Source organism: Archangium gephyra (assembly GCF_049060025.1).
GTDB lineage: Bacteria > Myxococcota > Myxococcia > Myxococcales > Myxococcaceae > Archangium > Archangium gephyra_A.
In genome coordinates this window covers 1285028-1309069 of sequence record NZ_JBMEQQ010000002.1, presented here as the reverse complement: position 1 = coordinate 1309069, position 24042 = coordinate 1285028, and the positions used below count along the sequence as shown (strand labels likewise).

Sequence of the window (24042 nt, the reverse complement as noted above, 5' to 3'; positions counted from 1 at the left end):
GATGGCTCGTCCTGGCCCTCCCCTCGCCCGGCTGGCGTGGCGGGTGCTGCGCTACGGGCGCACGGAGCAGCTGGCCTACCGTCTACCGGATTGGACGGTCCTGTTCGCGCAAGTACATGCCGCTCCCGATGGCACCGCGAATCTGACGGCGATCATCCATTACCTCTTCTGGGTCTGGGACAAGACCACCCGACAGGTCACGGGGCAGGTGCTACATTCGGTGATGGATGCACAGCAAGCGGAGGCGCTGATGCGGAGCTATGGCGAAACGCTCATCGAGCGGGGACACCGGCGGGGGCTGAAACAGGGATTGGCGCAGGGAGTGCTTCGGATTCTCGCCGCTCGAGGCCTGCTCGTGGATGAACAGGCCCGGCAGCGCATCCTGACCTGCACGGACATGGCCACCCTCGACACCTGGTTCGATCGGGCCCTGACAGCCACCACCCTCTCCGAGGTGTGGGGTGAGCCGACCCAACAATAAAAGTCAGGTGCGTCCCATGAGGAGTACGCCCATGATGATCGTGGCGGCCTTCATGCGGCACCTCCGTCCAGGAGCTCCACGAAGCCCCGCGTGCCGTCCACGCGGATGCGCTGGCCGGTGCGGATGCGCTGCGTGGCTCCGGCCACGCTGACGACGGCCGGAATGCCGTACTCGCGGGCCACGACCGAGCCGTGCGTCATGAGCCCTCCCACTTCCGTCACCAGGCCGGCCGCGTGGACGAACAGCGGCGTCCAGCCCGGGTCCGTGTGCGGTGCCACGAGGATCTCCCCGGCATGGAGCACCTCGCGCGCCGGATCCAGCACCACGCGCGCCACTCCCTCCACCACCCCGGCGGACGCCGCCGTCCCGGACAAGGCGCCCGGGGGCAGATCCGCGCGGACCGCCAGCGCGGGAATCTCCCCATCACTCGCCATCACGAAGGGCGGCGAGCGCCGGGCATCGCGCTGGAGGGCCGCTCGCCGCTGCCCGGCCAGGGGGCGCAGATCCGGCGCCTGGGGAGCCTCGAGCGCCGCGATCAGCTCCTCGAAACGGAACAGGTACACATCCTCCGCCGCGCTGAGTGAGCCCCGCTGGACCAGGAGGGCTCCCGCCTCGCGCACCGCGTCGCGCACGACGTCCAGCACGCGGACGAGCAGGTACTTGGGGTGCTCTCTCAACCCCATGCCCGTGCGGACCACGCGCACCCACCGGCGAGCCAGCCCCGCTCGCAGCCACCCGAACAACCCCCGGCGCGATGCGGAGATCAACCGCTCGCTCGCGGCTTCGGCCTTGGCTGCCAGTGCCGCGTGGTGGGCCCGGTGCTCGCCCGCGGCCCGGTTCGCGGAGGCAGGCCCGAGCCCTCCCACGATGGCCGCGATGAGCGGCGCGGGCTCATCCTTGTAGCGAGGCCGGGACAGGTCCACCTCGCCGGGCCCCCGCATGCCATAGCGCTCGAGGAAGGCCCGCCATGCCTCGAGGAAGGCCGGTCCCCCTTCCACGTCGCGCGCCGCGGCCAGGACCTCGGAGGCGGGACGGCTTCGCAGCAGCTCCGCCAGGGCCGGATACGGACGCACCCGATCCGTCAGATCGCCCACGGCCAGATCCATCTCGGTGGTGACGTTGCCGGGCAGGCCCCGCTCCAGCGCGGAGAGATCCTCCTCCGTCCCGCCGAGCACCCCCTTCCGGACCAGGTTGACGAGGAGCCGGTTCCCGAGGACCCCCACGGCGATGTTCGGGGCCACGACGACGATGACCTCGGAGAAGAGCTCCCAGAGCGCACGCCGCGCCTCGCGCAGCCGTGCCGCCCCCGGAGCCGCCGCCGCGAGCCGGGCACGGACCCCGGCGACCCGAGACTCACTGAAGGACTCCACCCCGGGCCTGAGCCGGGAGGGATCCACGAAGAACAACCGGGCCAACACCCCGGCCACGATGGGGACGATGAAGCGGCCGGCGGCCCTCATCCGGGCCCTCCCGCTGCTCGCGCCGCGCTGGAACGCCGGCCGGCCGGACAATGTGTCCAGTCCCTGCCCCACGTTCTCGTAGACGTGACCGAGAATGCCCCGGCTCCCTCGCCCCAGGACGGGATGGCGCAGCATGGGCGTCAGGTCCAGGAAGATCCGGCTGCCCGCGGTGGTCACGGACCGGGACTCGCCGGGAGCGTCCCCGGGGCCCGGCGACGCCCTGTCGAACGGAAGCAGCAACCGCCACACCTGGATGGCGAGCGGCGGCATGGCGTCCGTCATCATCTGCACGTGGCCGAAGCTGGCGTAGACGTGCAGGCCCTCGTCGCTGGGAGCGGGCTCCGGCAGCGGGTACAGGCTCGTGATGGGCCGCGTCTGCACCACATACAGCCGCCCCGCCTCGATGCACCACTCGATGTCCTGCGGCTTGCCGTAGTGCGTTTCGATCCGCACGCCCATCGCGACCAGCTCCCGCAGGGCCGCGTCGTCGAGCGTCCGGGCGCGGCGGACGTCCTCGGGCAGGCGCTCCTCCCAGGTTCCGCCCTCGGACTTGGGACGGATGGCCAGGGCCTTGTCGCCCACCCGGACCTCCAGAAGCTCTCCCGTCGCCTTGTCCACCTTATAGAGGTCGGCGTTGATGAGCCCGCTGACCAGCGCCTCGCCCAGGCCGAAGCCGGCGTCGATGGACACCGTCCCCCGCCGCCCGCTGATCGGATCCGCGGTGAACAGGATGCCGGACACCTCGGGCAGCACCATGCGCTGAACCACCACGCTCAGCTTCACCCCCCGGTGGCCGAAGCCGCTCCGGGACCGGTACAGCACCGCGCGATCGGTGAACAGCGACACCCAGCACCGGCGGACCGCGTCGAGCAGGGCCTCGGCCCCACGAATATTGAGATACGTGTCCTGCTGGCCCGCGAAGCTCGCATCCGGCAGATCCTCCGCCGTGGCGCTCGAGCGCACCGCCCACGAGGCCTCGGTCCCCAGGGTCCGCCAGGTGGCGAGCACCGCGTCCGCCACGGCCGGGGGCATGGGCGCGCGGCCCAGTGCGGCACGCGTGGACTCGGCGGCGCGGCGGGCCGCCTCCACGTCCTTCCCATCCAGCGCCTCCAGCTCCGCGTACCGCTCCTGGAGCTCCCCGCAGCCCGCCACGAACGCATCAAAGGCGGCCGTCGTGACACAGAAGCCGGGAGGCACCGGGAACCCGGCGCGGGCCATCTCGCCCAGGTTGGCGCCCTTGCCTCCCACGCGGGGCAGATCCGCCGCGGAGATGCGCTCGAAAGGAAGGATCAGCGGCTCCGTCCCCAGGGACTGGGAGGCGGACGGGGGGACGGATTCGGCTGCGCTCATGGGGTCCTCCGGGCAGTGGACGCGAGACCATCGAGGAATACATGGGTGATGAAGCGGGCGGTGTCTTCCGGGTCCGGCGGGGGGACGCCTTCCAGCACCGGACCCGCGAAGAAGGCGAAGATCATCCCGGCGAACGCCTGGGCCATGCGCTCGGGGTCATTCGGCCCGAGCGCGCCGCTGGCGGCGTAGGACTCCAGCAGCCGGGTGAGGATCGTCCGGGCGCGCATGGGGGGTGTGTTGAGGAACTCGGCCCAGGGCCCGCCCCGCATCCGCTCCAGGAGCGCCAGCTTGAGCAGATCGAGATCCTCCACCGCGTAGTGCATCACGGTCGCGGCGACGCGCTCCAGGTCGGCCCGCAGATCGCCCGTGGGATGGAGGGCCACCTCCCGCAGCGCGCGGCGCGGACCGATGTGCCCCGCGAACGAGCTGATGAGCCCCTTCTTGTCTCCGAACTGGCGATAGACCGTCGCGGGGCCCACGCCGGCCTCGCGGGCGACGTCCTCAAGCGTGGCCGCCTCGAAGCCGGCCCGGGTGAACACCGCGCGGCACGCCGTGAGGATCCGCTCCCGCACATCCACCCGCTGCCCCACCTCCACGCCCTGCTCGGAGAGCGCGGCGAGCACCGCCTCCCGGCTCCCCGCCTGGCGGTACAGCGTGGCGCGCGACAGGCCGCACTCCCGCGCCAGGTCATCCATGGTGAACCCGTCCGGCCCATGCAGGGCGACCAGTCGGGCAGCGGCATCGGCGATGTTTTCGGGCAGGGTCATGGCTCGTTGAGTCGTAATGAGAGATAGATATCTCTCTCGTCTCATCTCAACAAGACGGAGTGAGAGAACTCCCTCTCGTGACGTATCACCTCGCCGCTTTTCAGGGGGTTGACGGCATACCAACCAGTGGGTATTGATTGAACCAACCAGTCGGTATGCTCATGGACCCCACGGATCTCCACCATCAGTCCAAGACGAAGTTCCTCGATGCGGCCCTGCAGGTCATCCGGACCAAGGGCTACACGGCGACGCGGATCGACGACGTGTGCGCGGCGGCGGGCCTCACCAAGGGGAGCTTCTTCCACCACTTCAAGAGCAAGGAGGAGCTCGCGATCGCGGCGGCCGATCACTTCGCGGCCATGGCCGATCGCCTGTTCGCCTCCGCTCCCTATCAGCGCGCGGCGGATCCCCTCGAGCGGCTGCTCGGCTACGTCGACTTCCGCATCGCCATCCTGCGGGGGACGCTGCCGGACTTCACGTGCCTGCTCGGGATGATGGTCCAGGAGGCGTACGACACGCATCCGGAGATCCGCGCCACCTGTGATAGGCACCTCAGCTCGCACGCCGGGATGCTGGCGCGCGACATCGCCGAAGCCAAGGCGCGCTACGTGCCGGACGCACCGTGGACCCCGGAGAGCCTCGGGCTCTTCATGCAGACGGTCATCCAGGGCGCGTTCATCCTCGCCAAGGCGAAGCAGGGCCCCGAGGTCGCCGCCGAGTCCCTGCGTCACCTGCGCCGGTATCTCGAAACACAGTTCACCCCCAGCAGCAAAGGAGCATGACCATGGCCACTCTCGCCGAGACCCAGAAGATCACGCCGTTCCTGTGGTTCAACAACGAGGCGGAGGAGGCGGCGACCTTCTACACCTCGCTCTTCAAGGACTCGAAGATCCTGAGCGTGTCCCGCTACGGCGATGCGGGGCCGGGCCCCAAGGGGTCGGCCATGGTGGTGGAATTCCAGCTCGCGGGGGTGCGGTTCAACGCGTTGAACGGCGGCCCCGTCTTCAACTTCACCGAGGCCTTCTCCCTGGCGGTGAGCTGTGACTCGCAGGAAGAGGTGGACATGCTGTGGTCCAAGCTCACCGCGAACGGGGGCAAGGAGAGCCAGTGCGGCTGGCTCAAGGACAGGTACGGCCTGTCCTGGCAGATCGTCCCGAAACGGTTCATGGAGCTGATGCAGGACAAGGACCCGAAGCGGACGCAGCGCGTGATGCAGGCCATGCTGAAGATGAAGAAGTTCGACATCGCGCGCCTGGAGGAAGCGTACGCGCAGGCGTAGGCGGGGACGTTCCATTCCCTCTTCCGCCCGTTCCCGGGCCCGGCTTCCAGACCGTCAACACAGGGAGGGAGCCCGGTAAACGCACCTGTTCCGGGAGATGACGGTTGACCGGACGCCGCCGGGAGGTCTTCCTTCGCCTCCCATGAGCCCCCCTGCTTCTCGTGCGCACTGGAGTACCCGGCTGGCCTTCATCCTCGCGGCGGCCGGGTCCGCGGTCGGTCTGGGCAACATCTGGAAGTTCCCCTACATCACCGGCATGAATGGTGGAGGGGCCTTCGTGGCGGTCTACCTGGTGTGCATCGCCGCGGTGGGCCTGCCCATCTTCATCGCCGAGCTGTACATCGGCCAGAAGGCCCAGGCCAACGTGGTGCGCGCCTTCGAGGCCACCCACCGCCCCGGCTCGCCCTGGCGCTTCGTCGGATGGATGGGCCTGCTGAGCGCCATCCTCATCCTCTCCTTCTACAGCGTGGTGGGCGGCTGGGTGCTGGACTTCGTCTACCGCTCCCTCACCAATCAGTTCGCCGGACACTCGGACGAGGAGATCAAGGGTGTGCTCGGCACGCTGTTCTCCAGCCCCGGGCGCCAGCTCTTCTGGCACGCGCTCTTCATGGGGGGCACGGTGGCCATCGTCCTGCAGGGGCTCAAAGAAGGCCTGGAGCGCTGGAACCGCATCCTCATGCCCGCCCTGTTCGTCCTGCTGCTCCTGCTGCTCGGACGCGCCCTCTTCCTGCCGGGCATCGGCAAGGCGCTCACCTTCCTCTTCGTCCCGGATGCCTCGCGCCTCACCGCCGCGGGCGTGCTCGAGGCCGTGGGCCACTCCTTCTTCACCTTGAGCCTCGGCATGGGCGCGATCATCACCTATGGCAGCTACCTGGGCTCGCGCGAGGCGCTCACCCGCACGGCCCTCTCGGTGGCCGCGCTCGACACGCTGATCGCCCTGACCGCCGGGACGGTCATCTTCTCGGTGGTGTTCACCTACGGGCTCGATGCCGGCAGCGGGCCCACCCTCATGTTCCAGACGCTGCCCATGCTGTTCGCCCGGCTGCCCGGTGGCTACCTCGTCTCGCTGGCCTTCTTCCTGCTCGTCACCTTCGCCGCCCTCACCTCCGCCATCTCGCTGCTGGAGGTGATGGTGACGTACTGGGTGGAGCAGCACGGCAAGCCGCGCAAGCAGACCGCGCTCGTCCTCGGCGCCCTCGTCTACGGGATGGGCATCCTCTCGGCGCTGTCCACCAACCTGCTCGCCCACGTGAAGCTGCTGGGCCACACCTTCTTCGATCTGGCGGACAAGACCACCTCCAGCCTCACCCTTCCGTTGGGCGGCGCCCTCATCTCCATCTTCTTCGGATGGGTGCTCGGCCCCCAGGCCGCCGAAGAGGTGGTGGGGCCGCGCTTCAAGTGGGCCGCCCGGCCGCTGATGTGGACCGCGCGCGTGCTGGCCCCGTTGGCGGTGGCCGTCGTCCTCGTCCGCGGTCTGCGCGAGTGGTAGCCCGCCCCGGGTGGTGACGGCTGTCACCAGGTGATGGGTGCCGTCATCAGGCGGCCCCTGCCCCCGGGCGCGCCAACCCCTTGAAAGCCGGGCGTTTCCCGGTGGCCCGAGGCCCCTCCTGGCCTGGCACGCCCGACGCAATGAGCCCTCCGGAGCGGTGGCGGTTCCACCTCCGGAGGGCGCTGCAATGGTGAAGAGACGGCTGGGAGAGCTGCTTCGGGAAGACGGGCTCGTGGACGAGCTGCAGCTCCGCGCGGCGCTGGGCTTCCACAACAAGTGGGGCGTGCCGCTCGGGCAGGTGGTGGTGGACCTGGGCTTCTGCACCGCGCAGCAGGTGCTCGAGACGCTGGCCCGGCAGATCCGCCTTCCGGTGGTGGACCTGGACGCGGAGGTGTTGGAGCCACGGCTCGCCGAGCTGATTCCGGCCCACGTGGCGGAGGCCTGCCGGATCGTCCCGCTGCGGCAGGAAGGGCCCCGCGACTCGGTGTTGGTGGTGGCCACCACGGCCCCGGCGCATCCCCCCGCCCTGGACGAAGTGGCCCGCGTGAGCGGCAAGGCGCGGGTGGTGACGCTGCTCGCGACCGATGCCGCCATCTCCCGCGCCATCGATCGGCTCTACCATCCGCATCTCCTCGACGCGCGCCGCCCCGTGGAGCCGATTCCCCTCCCCGAGGCGGATGAGCACCTGCCCCTGGTGACCCACCGCGCCGAGTACCTGATGCTGGGCCTCGTGCCGGGCGGTGCCGCGGCGTCCACCTCCGTGCGCGGCGAGGGCGGCCTGCCGGTGCTGGTTCCGCTGACGGACGAGCTTCCCGGCCCATGCCCGGCTCACCGAGCGGGAGATGCCGAGGGTGGAGGTGGCGAGGAAGCCCGCGGCGGAGCGCGAGCCGGAGGTCTGGGTGTACGGCTGGGGTATCCAGGCCACCCAGGGGCTGTTGAAGCTGTTGGAGGACGCGGGCCTGCGGGCCCGGGTGGCGCGCACGGAGGACGTGCGGGCCGCGAGTCCGAGCACGGTGGTGCTGGCGCCGGTGCAGTCGGTGGGGAGCGTGACGCGGCGGGGCCTCCGGGCGCGGCTGCTGCTGGCGGGCCGGGCGCGGGAGGAGGCGCAGGCGTGGGCCCTGGGCGCACGGGGATTCCTGTCCGGTCCCCTGCGCGCGGACCTGTTGAGCCAGGCCGTCCGCGAGCAGGTGAGCACCCGCTCCACGGAATTGCGCCGGGCGGGCTGATGACAGGCACCCCGCCTCCTCAGGGTCTTGAAAGAAGCAGGAGAAAATGCGATCTCCGCTTTCCTGGGAAATCTCTTCCCGGCCCCAGTCCCCTTCCTGCTCATGTCATCTCTGAAATCTCTCCTGGGTACCCTGGTTACCGGCACACTGCTCGTGGGTTGTGGTGCACGAGAAGAGGCGGACTCCCTGGCGGCACAGGCCGCCGAGCTCCAGAACGCCGAGGGCTTCTACGTCGCGGCCTCCGAATCCACCCGTCTCGGGAAGATCACCTCCGGCACCTTCGCGGACACGCAGGTGGCCGATGGTGTCGCCCAGGTGCTCAGCGAGACGCCTGCGTACTACGACAGCACGCACAAGAAGCTCGACCACACGTGGACCCTCCCCGCGGTGCCGGCGGGCCACTACACGCTGCGCGTCATCGCCAGGAAGTCCCTCGCCGACTTCGAGACCTTCTCGTTCGGCTGGAAGCACGCCACCGACGAGTACCTCCACTACGACGCCTGTCAGTTCACCGGGACTTCGTATGTGACCTGCGAGGCCCACGTCGCCGCGAACGGTGGAGACCTCCAGGTCAACGTCTCCGAGAACTGGCACCTCGAGAGCAACGCCACGAGCCTCTTCGTGGATTTCATCGGCCTCACCGTGCGCTCGGACTACACCGCCCCGTCCGTGGCGATCACCTCGCCGGTATCGGGCTCCACGGTGAGCGGCCTCGTCCACATCGACGTGGACGCCACGGACGACGTCGGCGTCACGCGGGTCGACTTCTACCGGAGGGGGCTCCTCATCGGCAGTGACACGACCCCTCCCTTCAGCCTCGCCTGGGACACCACCGCCGAACCGAATGATTCCTCCGTCCTCAGCGCGAAGGCCTTCGATGCGACGGGCAACGTGAAGACCTCGGCGAACGTGTACCTCAACGTCCTGAACGCCGGTGGGATCGACACCCAGGCTCCGACCGGGACCCTCACCGCGCCCCGGTATGATGAGGAGTCCGACCTCTCGGGGATCGTCACGGTGGCGGCGTCCGCGCAGGACAACATCGGCGTCGCTCGCGTCGAGTTCTATTCCGACTACAACGTGTTGATCGGCAGCGACACCACGGCGCCCTACAGCGTGGACTGGGACACCACTCCCCTCTCCAACGGCATCCACAACCTCAGGGTTCGCATCTATGACGCCGCCGGCAATTTCACGACCCTGGATTCCAGTTTCTGGATCTACAACGCCAAGGCGAACGAGGCGACCCTGTCCGTCACCGCCACCGGCCGTCTGGGTCCCGTCATCACCTCGAACCCGGCGGGTATCTATGCCCACGCGAACATGCCCGGCTCGGGGACGTTCATCCTGGGGACGCAGATCACCTTGAGGGTGGACAGCAGCCGGACCGCCATCTGGTCGGGCGCGTGCTCGTCCAACGGCGCGCGGCGCTCCTCGTGCACCTTCACGTTCACGGGCAACTCGAGCGTCTCGGCCAACATCCAGTAGAGCCCGTCCTGCCCGGTGCTGCGCGCCAGCCGAGCGCGCCTCACCGGGCAGCCCTGTCTGGGAATTACTGTCGCGGTGCGTCTTCCGTCGGGCCTTCGTCGATCACCTCGGACTGGGTGTCCTGCCGCTCGATGCTCCGCCGGATGTCGGACTCGGTCCTCGTCACGGTGTTTCCCGGAGCCACCTCGGGCGCCCAGAGCCGTCCATCGCCGGTCGTCACCGTGTAGCCCGCGCCGCCCGTGGCCTCACCATTGTAGACGGTGGGGGCGCCCATGCGATCCCTTCGAGCCACTTCCGTTTCGTCCAGCAGATCCTCCAGGGGCGGCTCATCGGAGCGCGCGCCCGAGCTGGTGGCGCAACCCCATAGGCCGAGCACACCGGTGGCAACCAGGAGGGGGAGCTTCTTCATGGGGCAACTCCTTGTGGGGGGTCTCCCCAAAGGTGAGGCCCGCTGCCCTGGGAGCAACGGGGTGACCGCCGATGCCGGTGGACGCGCTGTCCGCTCCCCTCCTCCGCGAGGGTCTCCGTTCTTCTCCCGCCCTCGCCGGGAATCACCTTTCACACGAGGAGTGCGCCCCCCTCGCGGTGGCGTTCGTCATGGCCGTGGCTGACTCCTCGGCGGGGGTGCAGGCACCGCACCCTCCGCGGCCTCGAAGTGACTCAAGAGCGCCGCCGCGAGCCGGGGCACCACGGCGCGCGGAATCGAGTGCCCCATTCCCTCCATCGTCACCAGGGTCGCGCGCGGAATGTTCTCCGCCAGGTGCCGCGCGCTGGACGCGGGACAGGTGGGATCCTCCGGGGTGGCGAGGACGAGCGTGGGCACGGTGACGTGGACGAGCTCCGCGCCTCGCGCCAGGGCAGAGTAGTCGGCCCGCGCGTGGGCCCCCGGATTATCGTGACGGCCAGCGTGCGCGATGATGCGCCGCTCAAGCGCACGGAACTCCTCGGCGTCGAAGGGAATCACCCGCCCGTGGAGCCTGCGCCAGTTCTCCACCCGCCACTCGATCTCCGCCTCCCGATCGCGCGGCTCGAACATGTGGCTCCAGAACTCGAGCAGCTCGGGATCGATGGGGGCCTGGGCCGTCCCGTCGGCGAGCGCGGGCGTGCCCTGAAGCGCGGCCGCCCCGATGACCGTGGCGCTCAGCAGCCGCTCGGAGTGCTCGACCAGGAGCCACTGGGTGAGATAGCCCCCCACCGACAGGCCCACCACGTGCGCACGGGCGATGCCGAGCGCATCGAGGACGGCCAGCGCGTCCTTGGCCAGCCGCGTCAGCGCATAGGGCTTCGTGTCGAAGGCCCAGGTGGAGGCTCCGGTGTCCCGGTGGTCATAGCGGATGACCCGGTACTTCCGGGCCAGCACGTCCATCAGCTCGTCCGGCCACGCCAGTCCCGAGGCGTTGGCGCCCATGATGAGCAGAACGGCGGGCGCGTCCTCCGGACCGCGCGATTCGACCCAGAGCGAGACCCCGGGCTCGACCTCGACGAAACGTTCCATGTCCTCAGCCTCGCAGGCTCCCGGGGGCGCGGAGAGCACTTCCTTCACGAAGAGTGATCCAGTTTTCCTGGATTTGTTCAATAGTAGGGGAACGGCCTTCGACTCCCCAGGGGGAACCATGCGTATCCCGGTGACATTGCTCGTGGCAGGACTCGTGCTCGCATCCTGTGAGCCCCCCTCCGAGGGCGGCATGGCCGAGGCCGAGCCCACCCTCCGCACACAGGGCCAGGCGATCGACTGCTACGGAACCGGCCCGAATCCGCCGCAGGTCGCCCTCACCTCGCCCACGGCTGGAGCGATCCTGAGCGGCCCGGTGACCCTGATCGCCGAGGCGACGGACGACGACCGGGTCACGCGCGTCAATTTCTACGCCGATGGCCTCTTGCTCGTCTCGGATACCACGCCGCCTTTCGAGCTGACCTGGGACAGCACCACCCACGGCAACGGCCCGGCGGTGCTCACCGCCCTGGCCCAGGACAGCAAGTGCCAATCGACGACGAGCGCTCCGGTGGAGGTGACGCTCGAGAACGCCGGAATCGCGGCGTACGACGCCACGTGGGGAGCGCCCGCCTGCGCCGCCGTGGGCAGCAGGTGCGACTCGGCGGATCTCCTGGTGGGACGGGGGAGCGTCGGCCCCGAGCCCCACCAGCCCAACACCGTGGGCGGCTCCTGCGCGGACGAGCCCAGCCCCTCTTTCTCCGCGTACACGCTGCAGCGGCTCGAGGTCTTCCGGAGCGATGGCACCGCGTTCGCCGTGGGCAAGGAGGTGACGGTCCAGGCCACGGTCTATTCGAGCGGGTACACCGCCTTTGCGCTGGACCTCTATGTCGCGCCCGATGCGAGCAACCCCACCTGGAACCTCGTCACCACCCTGCCTGGGCCCTATGGGACTGGAACCGGGACGCTCTCGGCCACGTACCTGCTTCCGGCGGGGGGGCGGCACATCCTCCGGGGCGTGTACCGCCCGGACGACACGGCGCCTTCTCCCTGCATCGTGGGCGGCTACATCGACCATGACGACCTCGTGATCGCGGTGGGCAACGATCCAGACACCACGCCGCCCGGGGTGGCCATCACCGCTCCGGTGGAGGACGCCACGCTCGAGCGCACCCTCAACGTCACCGTGGCGGCGAGCGACAACTTCGGCGTGCACCAGGTGGAGCTGTACGACGGCACCACCCTGCTCGCCACCTACTCCCGCCCCCCCTACTCGCTGAGCTGGGCGACGCGGACGGTGCCCAACGGGCTCCACACCCTCACCGCCCGCGCGTATGACCTGGCGGGCAACGTCTCCACCTCCGCCCCCGTCAACGTCCTGATCGACAACGACTACGTGCCGCCAGCGGCGGCGTTGCTCGCGCCCGTGGACGGCGCGACCGTGAGCGGGACGGTCTCGCTCCAGGCCAGCGCCAGCGATGACCGGGGCACGGTGCGCGTCGATTTCCATGTGGACGGCCGCCTCATCGACACCCGGTACGCCCCGCCGTACACCGTGAGCTGGAACACCCGCCAGGGGTACTCCGGAGGAATGCCCATCGGGGTGGGCAACGGGCCGCACGTCTTCAGCGCGACGGGCTATGACCTGGGCGGCAATGCCTCGCCCCCGAGCACGGTGAACGTGATCGTGGACAACGACTACACCGCGCCCTCGGAGAGCACGCTCACCTCGCCCGCCAGCGGGGCGCTCCTGAGCGGCCTCGTCACCCTCGAGGCCACCGCGAGCGACGACCGGGCCATCGCGGAGGTGGTGTTCTACGTGGACGGCCTGCGCATCGGCTCCGATACGACGGCGCCGTACTCGCTCTCCTGGGACTCGGCGGAGGTGTCCAACGGCAGCCACCTGCTGTACTCCGTTGCCCGGGACGTGGGGGGCAACTCCAAGCAGAGCGAGAAGGCCACCGTGCAGACGAGCAACGCGGGCAACGTGCACTTCGACACGTCCCTGCGGGTTCCCCGGTGCGACTCCGCGACGGCGCGCTGTGACAGCCGCGAGCTGCTCCTGGGACGCGGGGGCCAGGAGCGGAACACGCCCAACACGCTGGACGGATGCGTGGACGGCAACTCGTTCGAGCACTCCTTCCAGAGGGAGGCCGTCGAGCGGATCCGCGTCATCCGGGAGGACGGGACGGCCCTGGCCGCCGGGAAGCGGGTCCGGATCGAGGTGGACGTGAGGGCTGGCTACATCCCCGCGGACACCCTGGACCTGTACCACTCGGCGAATGCGGCCCGGGGGACCTCGTTCACGAAGTTCGCCTCCTTCCGGCCCACGGACGGAGCCGGGCCCCATCAGACGTTCTCGACGGAGTTCGTCCTGCCCGCCGGCAACCTGCAGGCCTTCCGCGCGCGCATGCAGTCGAGCGTGGACCTGTACGAGCCGCAGTGCCAGGCGGTGAACAACTACACCGATCGCGACGACCTGGTCTTCGCGGTGGCCCAGGAGACGGACACCATTCCCCCCGGCATGGTCGTGCTCACCGCTCCCGCGAATGGAGCGGTGGTGACCCGGACCGTCACGCTGACGGCCGAGGCGAGCGACGACTTCGGCGTGGCGGCCGTGGACTTCTTTGACGGCGAGACGCTGATCGGGACGGATACCGCGGAACCGTTCAGCGTGAGCTGGAACAGCAAGAATGGCCCCAACGGCAGCCGCGTGTTGACGGCCCGGGCCCGGGATCTGGCCGGAAACGTGAGCAGCTCGGCGCCCGTGACGGTGACGGCGTCCAACGATCTGTCGGTGCCGGTGGTCACCCTCACCTCTCCCACCGCGGGCTCCCGGTTGACGCGCCACGTGGAGTTCGCCGCGGACGCCACGGATCCCGAGGGCGTCATCCGGGTCGAGTTCTATTCGGGCGAGCGGCTGCTCGGCTCCGACTCCACCGCTCCCTTCTCCTGCACGTGCGATACGGGGATCACCGCGACGAGCCGGAGCGTCCTGACCGCCCGGGCCCATGACGCGTCCGGCAACGTGGGAGTCTCGGCGCCGGTGGAGGTGATCGTCGCGCCCGAGATCACGCCGCCCTCCGTCTCGCTCACCGCGCCGGGTGGAGGGGCGAGGCTCTTCGGGACGGTGATGCTCTCCGCGAACGCCTCCGACAGCTCCGGGGTGAGCAAGGTGGAGTTCCTCCTGGACGGTGTGCAGGTGCTGGGGTCCACGACCTTCACGCCCTACAGATACACCTGGAACAGCAAGACGGCGGCGAGCGGCGGCCACACGCTGAGCGCACGCGCCACAGACCTCCACGGAAACACCGCCACCACCCCGGCGGTGAGCGTGACGATCGACAACACGGGCCCGGCCGTGGCCCTCACGTCTCCCGTCAGCGGGGCGACGGTGGGCAGCGTGGTGACCGTCCAGGCCACCGCCACGGACGACGCCGGAGTCACCCGGGTGGACTTCCTGGTGAACGGGGTGTTGCTGGCGAGCGACACGACGGCCCCCTACGCCGTGGAATGGAACAGCGGCTCCTGGGCGGACGGGACCCAGACGCTGACGGCCAGGGCCTATGACGTGTTGAACAACGTGGCCACGAGCGCCCCGGTCACGGTGACCACGAAGCAGCCCACCACGACGGTGGCGCTCACCTCGCCCTCCAACGGTGCACAGGTGAAGGGCTCGGTCTCGCTGACCGCGGCCGCCACCGACGACGACGGCGTGGTGAAGGTCGAGTTCTACGTGGACGGGACGCTGCTCGGCACCGACACCAGCGCGCCGTACGAGCTGAGCTGGGACAGCACCACCCTGGCGGACGGAGCCCACGCGCTCAGCGCGAAGGCCTACGGTCCCCTTGGCATTCCCAGCACCTCTCCGTCGGTGGGGGTGAACGTCGACAACCACGCGCCGGCCGTGGCGCTCACGTCCCCCGCGCCGGGGGCGTTCCTCCGAGGCTCCGTCACGCTCGCGGCCACCGCCAGCGACACCGTGGGCGTGGCGAGGGTCGAGTTCTACGATGGCGCGGCGCTGCTCGGCACCGACTCCACGGCGCCCTACTCGATGAGCTGGAGCACCGCGAGCGCGACGAACGGTGCCCACACGCTCACCGTGAAGGCCTTTGACGGCGCCGGCAACGTGAGCACCTCCGCCGGGGTGGCGGTGACGATCGACAACACCTCGCCCACGGCGGCCCTCACCACTCCGGCGCAGAGCACCTCTGTCCGGGGCACCGTCCAGGTCAGCGCCACCGCCAGCGACAACCTGGGCGTGGCCCGGGTCGAGTTCTACGCGGACGGGACGCTGATCGGCACCGACACCAGCTCGCCCTACGAAGTGAGCTGGAACAGCGCCGCCCTGGCGGATGGTTACCGCGTGCTCAACGCCAAGGCCTACGACAGCGCTGGCAACTCCGGCTCCTCGTCGATCCTGGTGAGCCTCGACAACACCCCGCCGGACGTGGCGATCACGTCCCCCGCGCAGGAGGCGTTCCTCCGGGGCACGGCCGTGCTCACGGCCACCGCCAGCGACACCCAGGGCATGGCCAGGGTCGAGTTCTACGACGGCGCGACGCTGATCGGCACCGACTTCACCTCGCCCCACCAGTTGAGCTGGAACACGGCGGGCGCGGCGAACGGTGCGCACCTACTGACGGCGAAGGCCTTCGACAGCGCCGGCAACGTGCGCACGTCCGCCAGCGTGGCGGTGACGATCGACAACACCGCGCCCACGACGGCCCTCAGCACCCCGGCGCAGAATGCCTCGGTCCAGGGCACCGTCGCGGTCAGCGCCACCGCCAGCGACAACCTGGGCGTGGAGCGGGTCGACTTCTACGCGGGCACGGCGCTGCTCGGCACGGTCACCACCGCGCCCTATGTGGTGAGCTGGGACACGACGGCCCTGGCCAGTGGCAGCACCATCACGCTCACCTCGAGGGCCTACGACGCGGCGGGCAATGTCACCGTGTCCGCCGGCCGCACCGTCACCGTGGACCCCACCGCGCCCACGGTGGCCATCACCTCGCCGGCCAACGGAACCTCGTTCTCCTTCCTCACCTTCAGCACCACGATCCAGGCCAGTGCCAGCGACAACGTGGGCGTCACCCAGGTGGTGTTCCATGACGGCGGCAGCGTCATCGGCACCGACACCACGGCGCCCTACAGCGTGAGCTGGAACCTGCTGGGCGCGGCCAAGGGCACGCACACCCTCACGGCCAAGGCGTATGACGCCGCGGGCAACGTCACGACATCCGCCCCCATCTCCGTCCGGGTGAACTGACTCAGTCCCGCATGTAGTGGCAGGTGTAGCCGTTGGGGTTCTTCACCAGGTAGTCCTGGTGATACCCCTCGGCCGGGGTGAACTCGCCCGCGGCGGTGATGGTGGTGACGGTCGGGCGCGGCCACTTGCCCGACTTGTCGACCCGGGCCTTCACCGCCTCGGCCACCCGGCGCTGCTCCTCCGAGAGGTAGAAGATGGCGGAGCGGTACTGCGTGCCCACGTCATTGCCCTGCCGGTTGAGCGTCGTCGGATCGTGCATGCGGAAGAACCACTTCTCCAGCAGGTTCTCGTACGTCAGCACCTTCGGGTTGAAGACGACGCGCACGGACTCCGCGTGCCCCGTCTTCCCCGTGCTCACGTCGCCATAGGTGGGGCGGGAGAAGAGGCCGCCCGTGTAGCCGACCTCCGTCTCCACGACGCCCGGAATCTTGCGCAGCAGATCCTCCATTCCCCAGAAGCACCCTCCGGCCAGGTAGGCCGTCTCCGTCAGGGCCTCCTTGACGGTGGGGGCGGACGGCCTCGCCGGCGGAGCGCCGCGCGCCTCGGTGAACGCGCTCGACACCACGAGCAGGGCCAGGGCCATGGGCCACAAGGGGAGAGCAACAGGGCGGGTGGATGACATGGATTCGGACTCCAGACGCCCGGCGTGGGCGCTCCTGGCACATACGCGGGACCCCCTCGTGAGGTTTCCGCACGGGAGCGGATCCATTTCCCCTGTATTTGTTCAATTATAGGGAAAGCGGATTTCAGCCCCGAGGGGGAGGACCATGCGGACCCTGGTGACACTGCTCGTAGCAGGACTCGTGCTCGCTTCGTGCGAGCCCACGACCCCTGACCGCATGGCCGAGGCGGAAGCCCCGGCGAAGATGCCGAAGTCCTTCGTCGCGGGAAGCCGGCTGCTGAAGACGGAGAAGGCCACGCCGGGCCGCTACATCGTCGTCCTCGACGGGCAGGCCGTGGCACGGGACGAGAAGACCCAGGACAAGGCCCGGAGGGAGCCGCTGGCGAAGCAGCTCGCCGCGCTCCACGGGGCCTCCGTGAAGCACGTCTACTCCCGCGTCTTCCAGGGGTTCTCCGCGACGATGACGGAGGCGGCCGCGCTGCGGCTGAGCAACGACCCGCGTGTGCGCTACGTGGAGGAGGACAGCGAGCTTCTCCCTCCAGGGCACGCAAGCGAACGCGCCCTGGGGGCTCGACCGCATCGATCAGCGGGAGCGGCCTCTGGATGGGACGTACACCTACGACGCCACCGGCAGCGGAGTGCACGTCTACGTCCTCGACTCGGGCATCCGCGTCACCCACTCCGAGTTCGGTGGGCGGGCGGTCCCGGGCTTCACCGCCGTCCAGGACGGCAACGGCTCGGGCGACTGCCACGGCCACGGTACGCACGTGGCGGGAACGATCGGCGGAGCCACCTATGGCGTGGCCAAGGGGGTGACGCTGCACTCCGTGAGGGTGACGGACTGCTTGGGCTCGGGCAGCGTGTCCAACCTGCTCGCCGGCATCGACTGGATCACCGCCCACCATGTGAAGCCGGCGGTGGCCAACATCAGCCTGTCCACCTCCTCGACGACGTCGCTGGACGAGGCGGTCACCCGCTCCATCAACGCCGGGGTCGTCTACACGGTCGCGGCGGGTGACCAGCAATCCACCGCGTGCCAGCGCTCTCCTGGCCGGGTTCCCGCCGCGCTGACGGTGGGGGCCTCCGACGCCTCCGATGGCCGGTACCTCTTCTCCAACTCCGATAGCTGCCTGGACCTCTACGCGCCGGGCGTGGACATCCCCTCGGCCTGGAGCACCAGCGACAGCAGCACGTCCACGCTCACGGGCACCTCGACGGCGGCCGCGCACGTGGCGGGCGTGGCGGCGCTCTACCTGGAGGGCCACCCCCTGGCCACGCCCGGCGAAGTCTCCACCGAGCTCACCACCCGAGCGACGCCCGACATGATGCCCGGGGTGGTGCTGTATTCGAGCGCCTTCGATACCCCGAACCGGCTGCTGTACGCCGGTGGCAATGGGGCGGACCAGACGCCACCGCAGGTCACCCTCACCTCCCCCTCCACGGGCACGACGGTGGGCGGCACGGTGACCCTGACCGCCACCGTGACGGATGAATCGGCGATCGCCCGGGTCGAGTTCCTCCTCGGCGGCCGGGTGATCGGCTCGGATGACACGGCGCCCTATGCGCTGGCCTGGGACAGCCGCACCACGATCAATGGACCGCTGGTGCTCTCCGCCCGGGCCTTCGACGCCCACTCCAATCACGCCGAGAGCCCCCTGATCGAGGTGACGCTCGAGAACGCCGGGCAGGCGGTGTTCGATGCCGCGTGGGGGACGCCCACCTGCGCGGCCGTGGGCAGCAGGTGCGACTCGGGGCGGCTGCTGGAAGGCCGGGGGATCGCGGGCCCCGAGGCCGGCTCCGAGCCCCACCAGCCCAACACCGTGGGCGGCCTCTGCCCGGACGGACAGGGCGGGACGTACCTCGATGATCCCTCGCTGGAGCGGCTCCTGATCTTCCCGAGCGATGGCACCCCCTTCCGGGCCGGCGGAGAGGTGACGGTCCAGGCCACGGTCCATGCGGAGTTCAGCCCCTACCTGGGCTTCGAGCGCCTGGCCCTCTTCGCCGCGGCCGACGCGAGCAACCCCACCTGGATCCAGGTCGCGAGCGTGTGGGCGAGCAAGCCGGGCCTCCAGATCCTCACGGCCCGGTACGTGCTGCCGGCGTCGGGGGGGCCGCAGGCCCTGCGCGGCGTGTTCTACAGGAGCGCTGTCTTCTCCAACGGCTGCGCGCCGATGAGCGGCTACGCCGTCGACCATGACGACCTCGTCTTCGCGGTGGACATGTCGCCGGACACCACGCCGCCGGCCGTGAGCATCACCTCGCCGGTGGAGGGCGCCACGGTGAACCGGAGCGTCACCGTGAGGATGGAGGCGAGCGACGACCGCGCCGTGCAGCGCGTGGAGCTGTACGAGGGCTCCACCCTGCTCACGACGCTCACCCAGGCCCCCTACGAGTGGACCTGGACGGCGGGGACGCTGCCCAACGGTCCCTACACCCTCACGGCGCGGGCCCATGACATGACCGGCAACGCCACGCAGAGCACGGTGAACGTGGTGGTGGACAACGACGTCACCCCACCGTCACAGCCTGTCATCACCACGCCCTCCCCCGGAGCCACCGTGAGCGGCACGGTCTCCATCGAAGTGGCCGCGAGCGACGACCGGCAGGTGACGCGGGTGGAGCTCTCCGTGGACGGCGCGCTCATTGAGGCCGACACGGCGGCACCATTCGCATTCAGCTGGGACTCGGTGACGGTGTTCAACGGGAGCCATACGCTGAGCGTCAAGGCGTATGACGCGGCGGGCCAGTCGTCGGAGAGCGTGCCCCTCACGATCGAGACGAGCAACGTGGGCAACGCCCGCTACGATCCGATCCTGAAAGCCCCCCGGTGCGACACCGTGGCGGAGCGCTGCGATGCGCGGACACTGGTCAAGGGACGGGGACTGAACAGCGAGCCGAACGCGCCCAACACGCTGGATGGGTGCCCCGACGGCGCGCGCACCGGCCTGGTGGAGAACATCCGGAGTCTTCGGGTGCTCGGGGCGGACGGCACGGCCCTGACGGCGGGCAAGCGGGTCCGGGTCGAGGTGGACGTCGTCACCGACAACAAGGACTCGGTGCCGGTGGACAGGCTGGTGGTGTATTCCGCGGCGGATGCGACGCTGCCCGCGTGGACCCCCATCGCCACCGTCAGGCCCCTGAAGGTGGGCGTGCAGACGCTCCAGGTGGAGTACGTCCTGCCCGCTGGCGGCCTGCAGGCCGTGCGTGCGAGGTACGGCCCGGGGGCGAACACCGCGGGGAACGCCTGCGGCGGGAGCACGCCCGAGGACACGTGGATCGATAGCGACGACCTGATCTTCCCGGCCGGCTCGGCGACGGACACCGTCCCACCGGAGGCGGCGCTCACCTCCCCCGCCCCGGGAGCGGTGCTGACCGGAACCGTCACGGTGTCGGCCTCGGCGAGCGACAATCTGGGCGTGGCGTCCGTGGACTTCTTCGAGGGGGAGACCCTGCTCGGAACGGATGCCGCGGAACCGTTCGGGGTGATGTGGAACACCCGGAGCGTCGCGAACGGGAGCCACACGTTGATGGCCCGTGCGCGAGACGTGGCCGGAAACGTGGTGGCGTCGCTGCCCGTGACGGTGACGACGGACAACGACTTCATCGCGCCCGTGGCCTCCGTCACCTCTCCCGCGCCTGGCGTGCGAGTGACCGTGAACCAGCAGGTGCCGCTCTCCGCGAGCGCCACGGACAATCTGGGCGTCACCCAGCTCGAGCTTCTACGTCGGCAACAGCCGGCACAGCTCCAGCCCCGGCTCGTCCTCCGGAATCTCCTACGCCTATTTCTACTCCACCGGCCGGTACGTCGTGACCGCCAGGGCCTATGACGCGGCCGGGAACGTGGGGATCTCGCCCCAGGTGGTGGTGACCGTCGTGACCGAGACCACGCCTCCCTCCGTCTCGCTCACCGCGCCCGCCAGTGGTGCGACGCTCGGCGGGACCGTGACGCTCTCGGCGGACGCCACCGATGCGTCCTCCTCCGTGTCCAGGGTCGAGTTTCTCATGGACGGCACGCTGCTCGGGACGGACACCTCCTGGCCCTACAGCTTCTCCTGGAACACCCTGACGGTGGCGAGCGGGAGCCACACGCTGACCGCGCGCGCCACGGACGCCCAGGGCAACGTCGCCACCTCCGCCGCGGTGAACGTGTTGGTGGACAACGCGGCCCCGGCCGTGGCCCTCACCTCCCCGTCCGGCGGGGCCACGCTGAGCGGCGTGCTCTCCCTCCAGGCGGACGCCACGGACGACGTCGGGGTGAGCCGGGTCGACTTCCTGCTGGACGGCGCTCTGGTGGGGAGCGACTCGACGGCGCCCTTCGGTGTGGACTGGGACAGCGGCGCGACGGCGGACGGGAGCCACACCCTGACCGCCCGGGCCTATGACGCGACGAACAAGGTGACCACGAGCGCCGGGCTCACGGTGACCACGGCCCAGCCCGTCAGCGCCGTGTACGACGCCACGCTCCGGGTGCCCACGTGCGCCACGCCGGTCGACGTCTGCGACACCACGAACCTCGTGAGGAGCCGGCGCGGCCTGGAGCCCAACCTGCCCAACACGCTCAACGGGACCTGTCGGGACGGAGAGGCCGAATCCGGCGGGCATTTCATCAACCGGATCAAGCTGTCGACCGTCGAGGGGGGGCCCTTCACGGCGGGGCAGCGCGTCCGGATCGAGGTCCACACCGGCACCTATGCTGTCGCCTCGGCCGCGCTCGACCTCTTCTACACGGGCGATGCCACCCTTCCCACGTGGACGTACCTGACGACGCTGAAGCCCACGGCCGCGGCTCAGGTGCTCTCGGCGGAGTACGTCCTGCCCGCGGGCTTCCTGCAGGCGGTGCGCGCCCAGTTCCGGATGAACGGCGATTCCAGCTCGGCGTGCAGCCGCGGCTTCTACGACGACCATGACGACGTGGCCTTCGCGGTGCTGGCGGATCCGGTGGTGAAGCTCACCTCGCCCTCCAACGATGCGCGGGTGAAGGGCGTGGTGCCGGTGAGCGTGACGGCCGCCGGCGCCTCGCCGGTGACGCGGATCGAGTTCTACGCGGACGGGACGCTGCTCGGCACCGACACCAGCGTGCCCTACGAGCTGAGCTGGGACAGCACCACCGTGGCGGACGGGCCCCACGCGCTCACCGCCAGGGCCTACGACACCGAAGGCCGGGTGGGGACCTCTCCCGCGCTCCCGGTGAACGTCGACAACACCCTGCCGGACGCGGCGATCACCTCTCCCGCGCCGGGGACGTACTTCGCGAGCAGCTCCGTCGTGATCGAGGCCACCGCCACGGACAACCAGGCGGTCTCCAAGGTGGAGTTCTACCGGGGCACGACGCTGCTCGGCACCGACACCAGTGCGCCCTACACGATGACCTGGTCCACGGCATCGAATGGGGTCCATCCGCTCACGGTGAAGGCCCATGACCTCGCCGGTAACGTCCGCACCTCCGCCGAGGTGACGGTGTCCGTCGATCTCAACCCGCCGGCGGCGGCCATCAGCGCTCCGGCACACAACGCCTGGGTCCGGGGACTCGTCCCGGTCAGCATCACCGCCAGCGACTCCATCGGGGTCGCGAGGGTCGAACTCTACGTGGACGGGGCGCTGCTCGGCACCGACACCAGCGCGCCCTACGCGGTGAGCTGGGACAGCACCACCGTGGCGGACGGGGCCCACTCGCTCACCGCCAGGGCCTACGATCACGTGGGCCGGATGGGAACCTCGGCCGCGGTCACGGTGAATACCGACAGCACCGCGCCGGACGCGGCGCTCACCTCCCCCGCTCCGGGGACGTACCTCCGGGGCCATGTCACGCTCGAAGCCACCGCCAGCGATTCCCGAGGGGTGACGAAGGTCGAGTTCTACAGTGGCACGACGCTGCTCGGCACGGCCACCACCGCGCCCTACGCACTGCTCTGGAACACCTCGGGTGTGACGACGAGCGGCGCCCAGACGCTCACGGTGAAGGCGTTCGACAGCGCCGGCAATGTGCGCACCTCCGCCGGGGTGCCGGTGACGGTCGACAACACCGTCCCGGTGACGGCCGTCAGCGCTCCGGCGCACAACGCCCAGGTCCGGGGAACCGTCGTGGTCAGTGCCACCGCCAGCGACAACGTGGGGGTGCAGCGGGTCGAGTTCTACGCGGGCCCGGCGTTGCTCGGCACGGCCACCACCGCGCCGTACTCGGTGAACTGGGACACGGCCACCCTGGCCAATGGCAGCGTCTCCCTCACCACGAAGGCCTACGACCTGGCGGGCAACGTCACCGTGTCCACCGCCCTCCGCACGGTCACCGTGGACAACACCGCGCCCACGGTGGCCATCACCTCTCCGGCCAACGGGACCTCGTTCTCCTTCCTCACCTTCAGCACCACCCTTCAGGCCAGTGCCAGCGACAACGTAGGCGTCACCCAGGTGGTGTTCTACGACGGCGCCACCGTCATCGGTACCGACACCACGGCCCCCTACAGCGTGAGCTGGAACGTGGGAAGCGTACCCAATGGGACGCACACGCTCACGGCGAAGGCCCATGACGCGGCGGGCAACGTCACCACCTCCGCGCCTATTTCCGTCAAGGTGAACTGACCCGCGCGCGCTAGCTTACTCCTGGAGCAGCTTCAGCATGGGGGCGACGTCGTAGTAGGCGTTCCCCTTGAAGATCCGGAAGTCCTCATTGAGCTCGAACACGTCGACGGACTCCAGGGTGGCCTCGCGGCCGTGGTGGGTGACGAAGTGGACCCGGGCCAGGAAGGCGACGGTGCGGCCCACGGGGAAGAGCTTCAGCTCCTGGAAGCTCGATCTTCGAGAAGAGCCCCACGAGCTTCTGGACGCCCTGGCGGATCGCCTCGTGCCCCACCATGGAGGGGGCGAGCGGGTCGCTCAGGAAGGCGTCCGGGGTGAAGCAGGACACGTAGCCCTCCACATCCCCGCTCGCCAGCGCCCGCTGGGACTTCTCCACCACCGCTGCCGCGCGCTGCGCCACGTTCTGCTCACTCATGCACCATGCTCCTGGCAAGGAAACGGGAGGAACCCACCCTAACCGGTCAACCAGGAAAACATGGTATAGGCGTGAGCAGACGTTCACCCATGGGGTCTCCGCAGCGGGGCGGGATGCCGGTGCCGGAGGAGGCTCCTTGTTCACCCCCCACCTGGCCAACCCGTCACGTTCGGGGCCCCCGGCCCCCT

General features: G+C 69.8%; 15 protein-coding genes and 3 pseudogenes. 11 read left to right on the top strand and 7 right to left on the bottom strand.

What is annotated here, in order from left to right:
* Position 1 precedes the first annotated feature (1 nt).
* Positions 2 to 481 carry a hypothetical protein gene (locus ACN28I_RS05855; RefSeq protein WP_420941135.1) on the top strand — a complete coding sequence of 160 codons (480 nt, stop codon included), beginning with the start codon at positions 2 to 4 and terminating at the stop codon, positions 479 to 481.
* Positions 482 to 531: 50 nt separating this feature from the next.
* On the opposite strand, the gene ACN28I_RS05850 is transcribed toward ACN28I_RS05855, so the two are convergent.
* Entirely contained in the window at positions 532 to 3291 is a 2760-nt protein-coding gene (locus tag ACN28I_RS05850; protein WP_420941134.1) for a phosphoenolpyruvate synthase, read from the bottom strand.
* Positions 3288 to 4058: a TetR/AcrR family transcriptional regulator gene (locus ACN28I_RS05845; protein WP_420941133.1), complete on the bottom strand. Its 771-nt coding sequence runs from the start codon at positions 4056 to 4058 to the stop codon at positions 3288 to 3290. Before ACN28I_RS05845 ends, ACN28I_RS05850 begins: the two co-directional genes overlap by 4 nt.
* Positions 4059 to 4219: 161 nt before the next feature.
* Between ACN28I_RS05845 and ACN28I_RS05840 the strand changes: the two genes are divergently transcribed.
* The 6 genes and pseudogenes from ACN28I_RS05840 (at position 4220) to ACN28I_RS05815 (ending at position 9540) form a co-directional block, all read left to right on the top strand.
* Positions 4220 to 4840 (top strand): TetR/AcrR family transcriptional regulator, encoded by a 621-nt coding sequence (locus tag ACN28I_RS05840; RefSeq protein WP_420941132.1) that lies wholly within the window; start codon positions 4220 to 4222, stop codon positions 4838 to 4840.
* Between the two features lie 2 nt (positions 4841 to 4842).
* Positions 4843 to 5337 carry a VOC family protein gene (locus tag ACN28I_RS05835; protein WP_420941131.1) on the top strand — a complete coding sequence of 165 codons (495 nt, stop codon included), beginning with the start codon at positions 4843 to 4845 and terminating at the stop codon, positions 5335 to 5337.
* A gap of 142 nt (positions 5338 to 5479) precedes the next feature.
* On the top strand, positions 5480 to 6826 hold the full coding sequence (locus tag ACN28I_RS05830; RefSeq protein WP_420941130.1) for a sodium-dependent transporter: 1347 nt from the start codon (positions 5480 to 5482) through the stop codon (positions 6824 to 6826).
* 187 nt (positions 6827 to 7013) lie between these two features.
* A pseudogene (locus ACN28I_RS05825) lies at positions 7014 to 7391 on the top strand (ATPase); the annotation flags it as partial.
* Between the two features lie 334 nt (positions 7392 to 7725).
* Positions 7726 to 8052, top strand: a complete 327-nt coding sequence (locus ACN28I_RS05820) for a hypothetical protein (RefSeq protein ID WP_420941129.1) — start codon at positions 7726 to 7728, stop codon at positions 8050 to 8052.
* 102 nt (positions 8053 to 8154) lie between these two features.
* Entirely contained in the window at positions 8155 to 9540 is a 1386-nt protein-coding gene (locus ACN28I_RS05815) for an Ig-like domain-containing protein (RefSeq protein WP_420941128.1), read from the top strand.
* Positions 9541 to 9604: 64 nt separating this feature from the next.
* Here ACN28I_RS05815 and ACN28I_RS05810 read toward each other — a convergent pair whose 3' ends face one another.
* Positions 9605 to 9949 carry a hypothetical protein gene (locus ACN28I_RS05810; protein WP_420941127.1) on the bottom strand — a complete coding sequence of 115 codons (345 nt, stop codon included), beginning with the start codon at positions 9947 to 9949 and terminating at the stop codon, positions 9605 to 9607.
* 186 nt (positions 9950 to 10135) lie between these two features.
* Positions 10136 to 11035: an alpha/beta fold hydrolase gene (locus ACN28I_RS05805; RefSeq protein ID WP_420941126.1), complete on the bottom strand. Its 900-nt coding sequence runs from the start codon at positions 11033 to 11035 to the stop codon at positions 10136 to 10138.
* A gap of 118 nt (positions 11036 to 11153) precedes the next feature.
* Here ACN28I_RS05805 and ACN28I_RS05800 point away from each other — a divergent pair, with 118 nt between their 5' ends.
* Positions 11154 to 16241, top strand: coding sequence for an Ig-like domain-containing protein (locus ACN28I_RS05800; RefSeq protein ID WP_420941125.1), 5088 nt, complete (start codon positions 11154 to 11156; stop codon positions 16239 to 16241).
* 1 nt (position 16242) lies between these two features.
* Here the strand turns inward: ACN28I_RS05800 and msrA are convergent, their stop codons facing one another.
* Positions 16243 to 16863 carry a peptide-methionine (S)-S-oxide reductase MsrA gene (gene msrA, locus ACN28I_RS05795; protein ID WP_420941124.1) on the bottom strand — a complete coding sequence of 207 codons (621 nt, stop codon included), beginning with the start codon at positions 16861 to 16863 and terminating at the stop codon, positions 16243 to 16245.
* Between the two features lie 145 nt (positions 16864 to 17008).
* Between msrA and ACN28I_RS05790 the strand changes: the two are divergent.
* The 3 genes and pseudogenes from ACN28I_RS05790 to ACN28I_RS05780 form a co-directional block, all read left to right on the top strand.
* Positions 17009 to 17332 (top strand): annotated as a pseudogene (locus ACN28I_RS05790) (protease inhibitor I9 family protein); the annotation flags it as partial.
* Positions 17333 to 17363: 31 nt separating this feature from the next.
* Positions 17364 to 20690, top strand: coding sequence for an Ig-like domain-containing protein (locus tag ACN28I_RS05785; protein ID WP_420941123.1), 3327 nt, complete (start codon positions 17364 to 17366; stop codon positions 20688 to 20690).
* The gene (locus ACN28I_RS05780) at positions 20671 to 23442 is read left to right on the top strand and encodes an Ig-like domain-containing protein (protein ID WP_420941122.1); all 2772 of its coding nucleotides are present in this window, start codon (positions 20671 to 20673) and stop codon (positions 23440 to 23442) included. The genes ACN28I_RS05785 and ACN28I_RS05780 overlap by 20 nt, the downstream gene beginning before the upstream one ends.
* A gap of 15 nt (positions 23443 to 23457) precedes the next feature.
* On the opposite strand, the gene ACN28I_RS05775 is transcribed toward ACN28I_RS05780, so the two are convergent.
* Both ACN28I_RS05775 and ACN28I_RS05770 read right to left on the bottom strand, forming a co-directional pair.
* Positions 23458 to 23625 (bottom strand): hypothetical protein, encoded by a 168-nt coding sequence (locus ACN28I_RS05775; protein WP_420948872.1) that lies wholly within the window; start codon positions 23623 to 23625, stop codon positions 23458 to 23460.
* Between the two features lie 43 nt (positions 23626 to 23668).
* Positions 23669 to 23854: pseudogene (locus tag ACN28I_RS05770) on the bottom strand (YybH family protein); the annotation flags it as partial.
* Positions 23855 to 24042 lie beyond the last annotated feature (188 nt).

Bases quoted from the DNA above. Each gene is read 5' to 3' on its own strand.
- ACN28I_RS05835 (WP_420941131.1), top strand. From the start codon at position 4,843: ATGGCCACTCTCGCCGAGACCCAGAAGATCACGCCGTTCCTGTGGTTC.
- ACN28I_RS05845 (WP_420941133.1), bottom strand. From the start codon at position 4,058: ATGACCCTGCCCGAAAACATCGCCGATGCCGCTGCCCGACTGGTCGCC.
- ACN28I_RS05830 (WP_420941130.1), top strand. From the start codon at position 5,480: ATGAGCCCCCCTGCTTCTCGTGCGCACTGGAGTACCCGGCTGGCCTTC.
- ACN28I_RS05840 (WP_420941132.1), top strand. From the start codon at position 4,220: ATGGACCCCACGGATCTCCACCATCAGTCCAAGACGAAGTTCCTCGAT.
- msrA (WP_420941124.1), bottom strand. From the start codon at position 16,863: ATGTCATCCACCCGCCCTGTTGCTCTCCCCTTGTGGCCCATGGCCCTG.
- ACN28I_RS05810 (WP_420941127.1), bottom strand. From the start codon at position 9,949: ATGAAGAAGCTCCCCCTCCTGGTTGCCACCGGTGTGCTCGGCCTATGG.
- ACN28I_RS05805 (WP_420941126.1), bottom strand. From the start codon at position 11,035: ATGGAACGTTTCGTCGAGGTCGAGCCCGGGGTCTCGCTCTGGGTCGAA.
- ACN28I_RS05800 (WP_420941125.1), top strand. From the start codon at position 11,154: ATGCGTATCCCGGTGACATTGCTCGTGGCAGGACTCGTGCTCGCATCC.
- ACN28I_RS05855 (WP_420941135.1), top strand. From the start codon at position 2: ATGGCTCGTCCTGGCCCTCCCCTCGCCCGGCTGGCGTGGCGGGTGCTG.
- ACN28I_RS05850 (WP_420941134.1), bottom strand. From the start codon at position 3,291: ATGAGCGCAGCCGAATCCGTCCCCCCGTCCGCCTCCCAGTCCCTGGGG.
- ACN28I_RS05815 (WP_420941128.1), top strand. From the start codon at position 8,155: ATGTCATCTCTGAAATCTCTCCTGGGTACCCTGGTTACCGGCACACTG.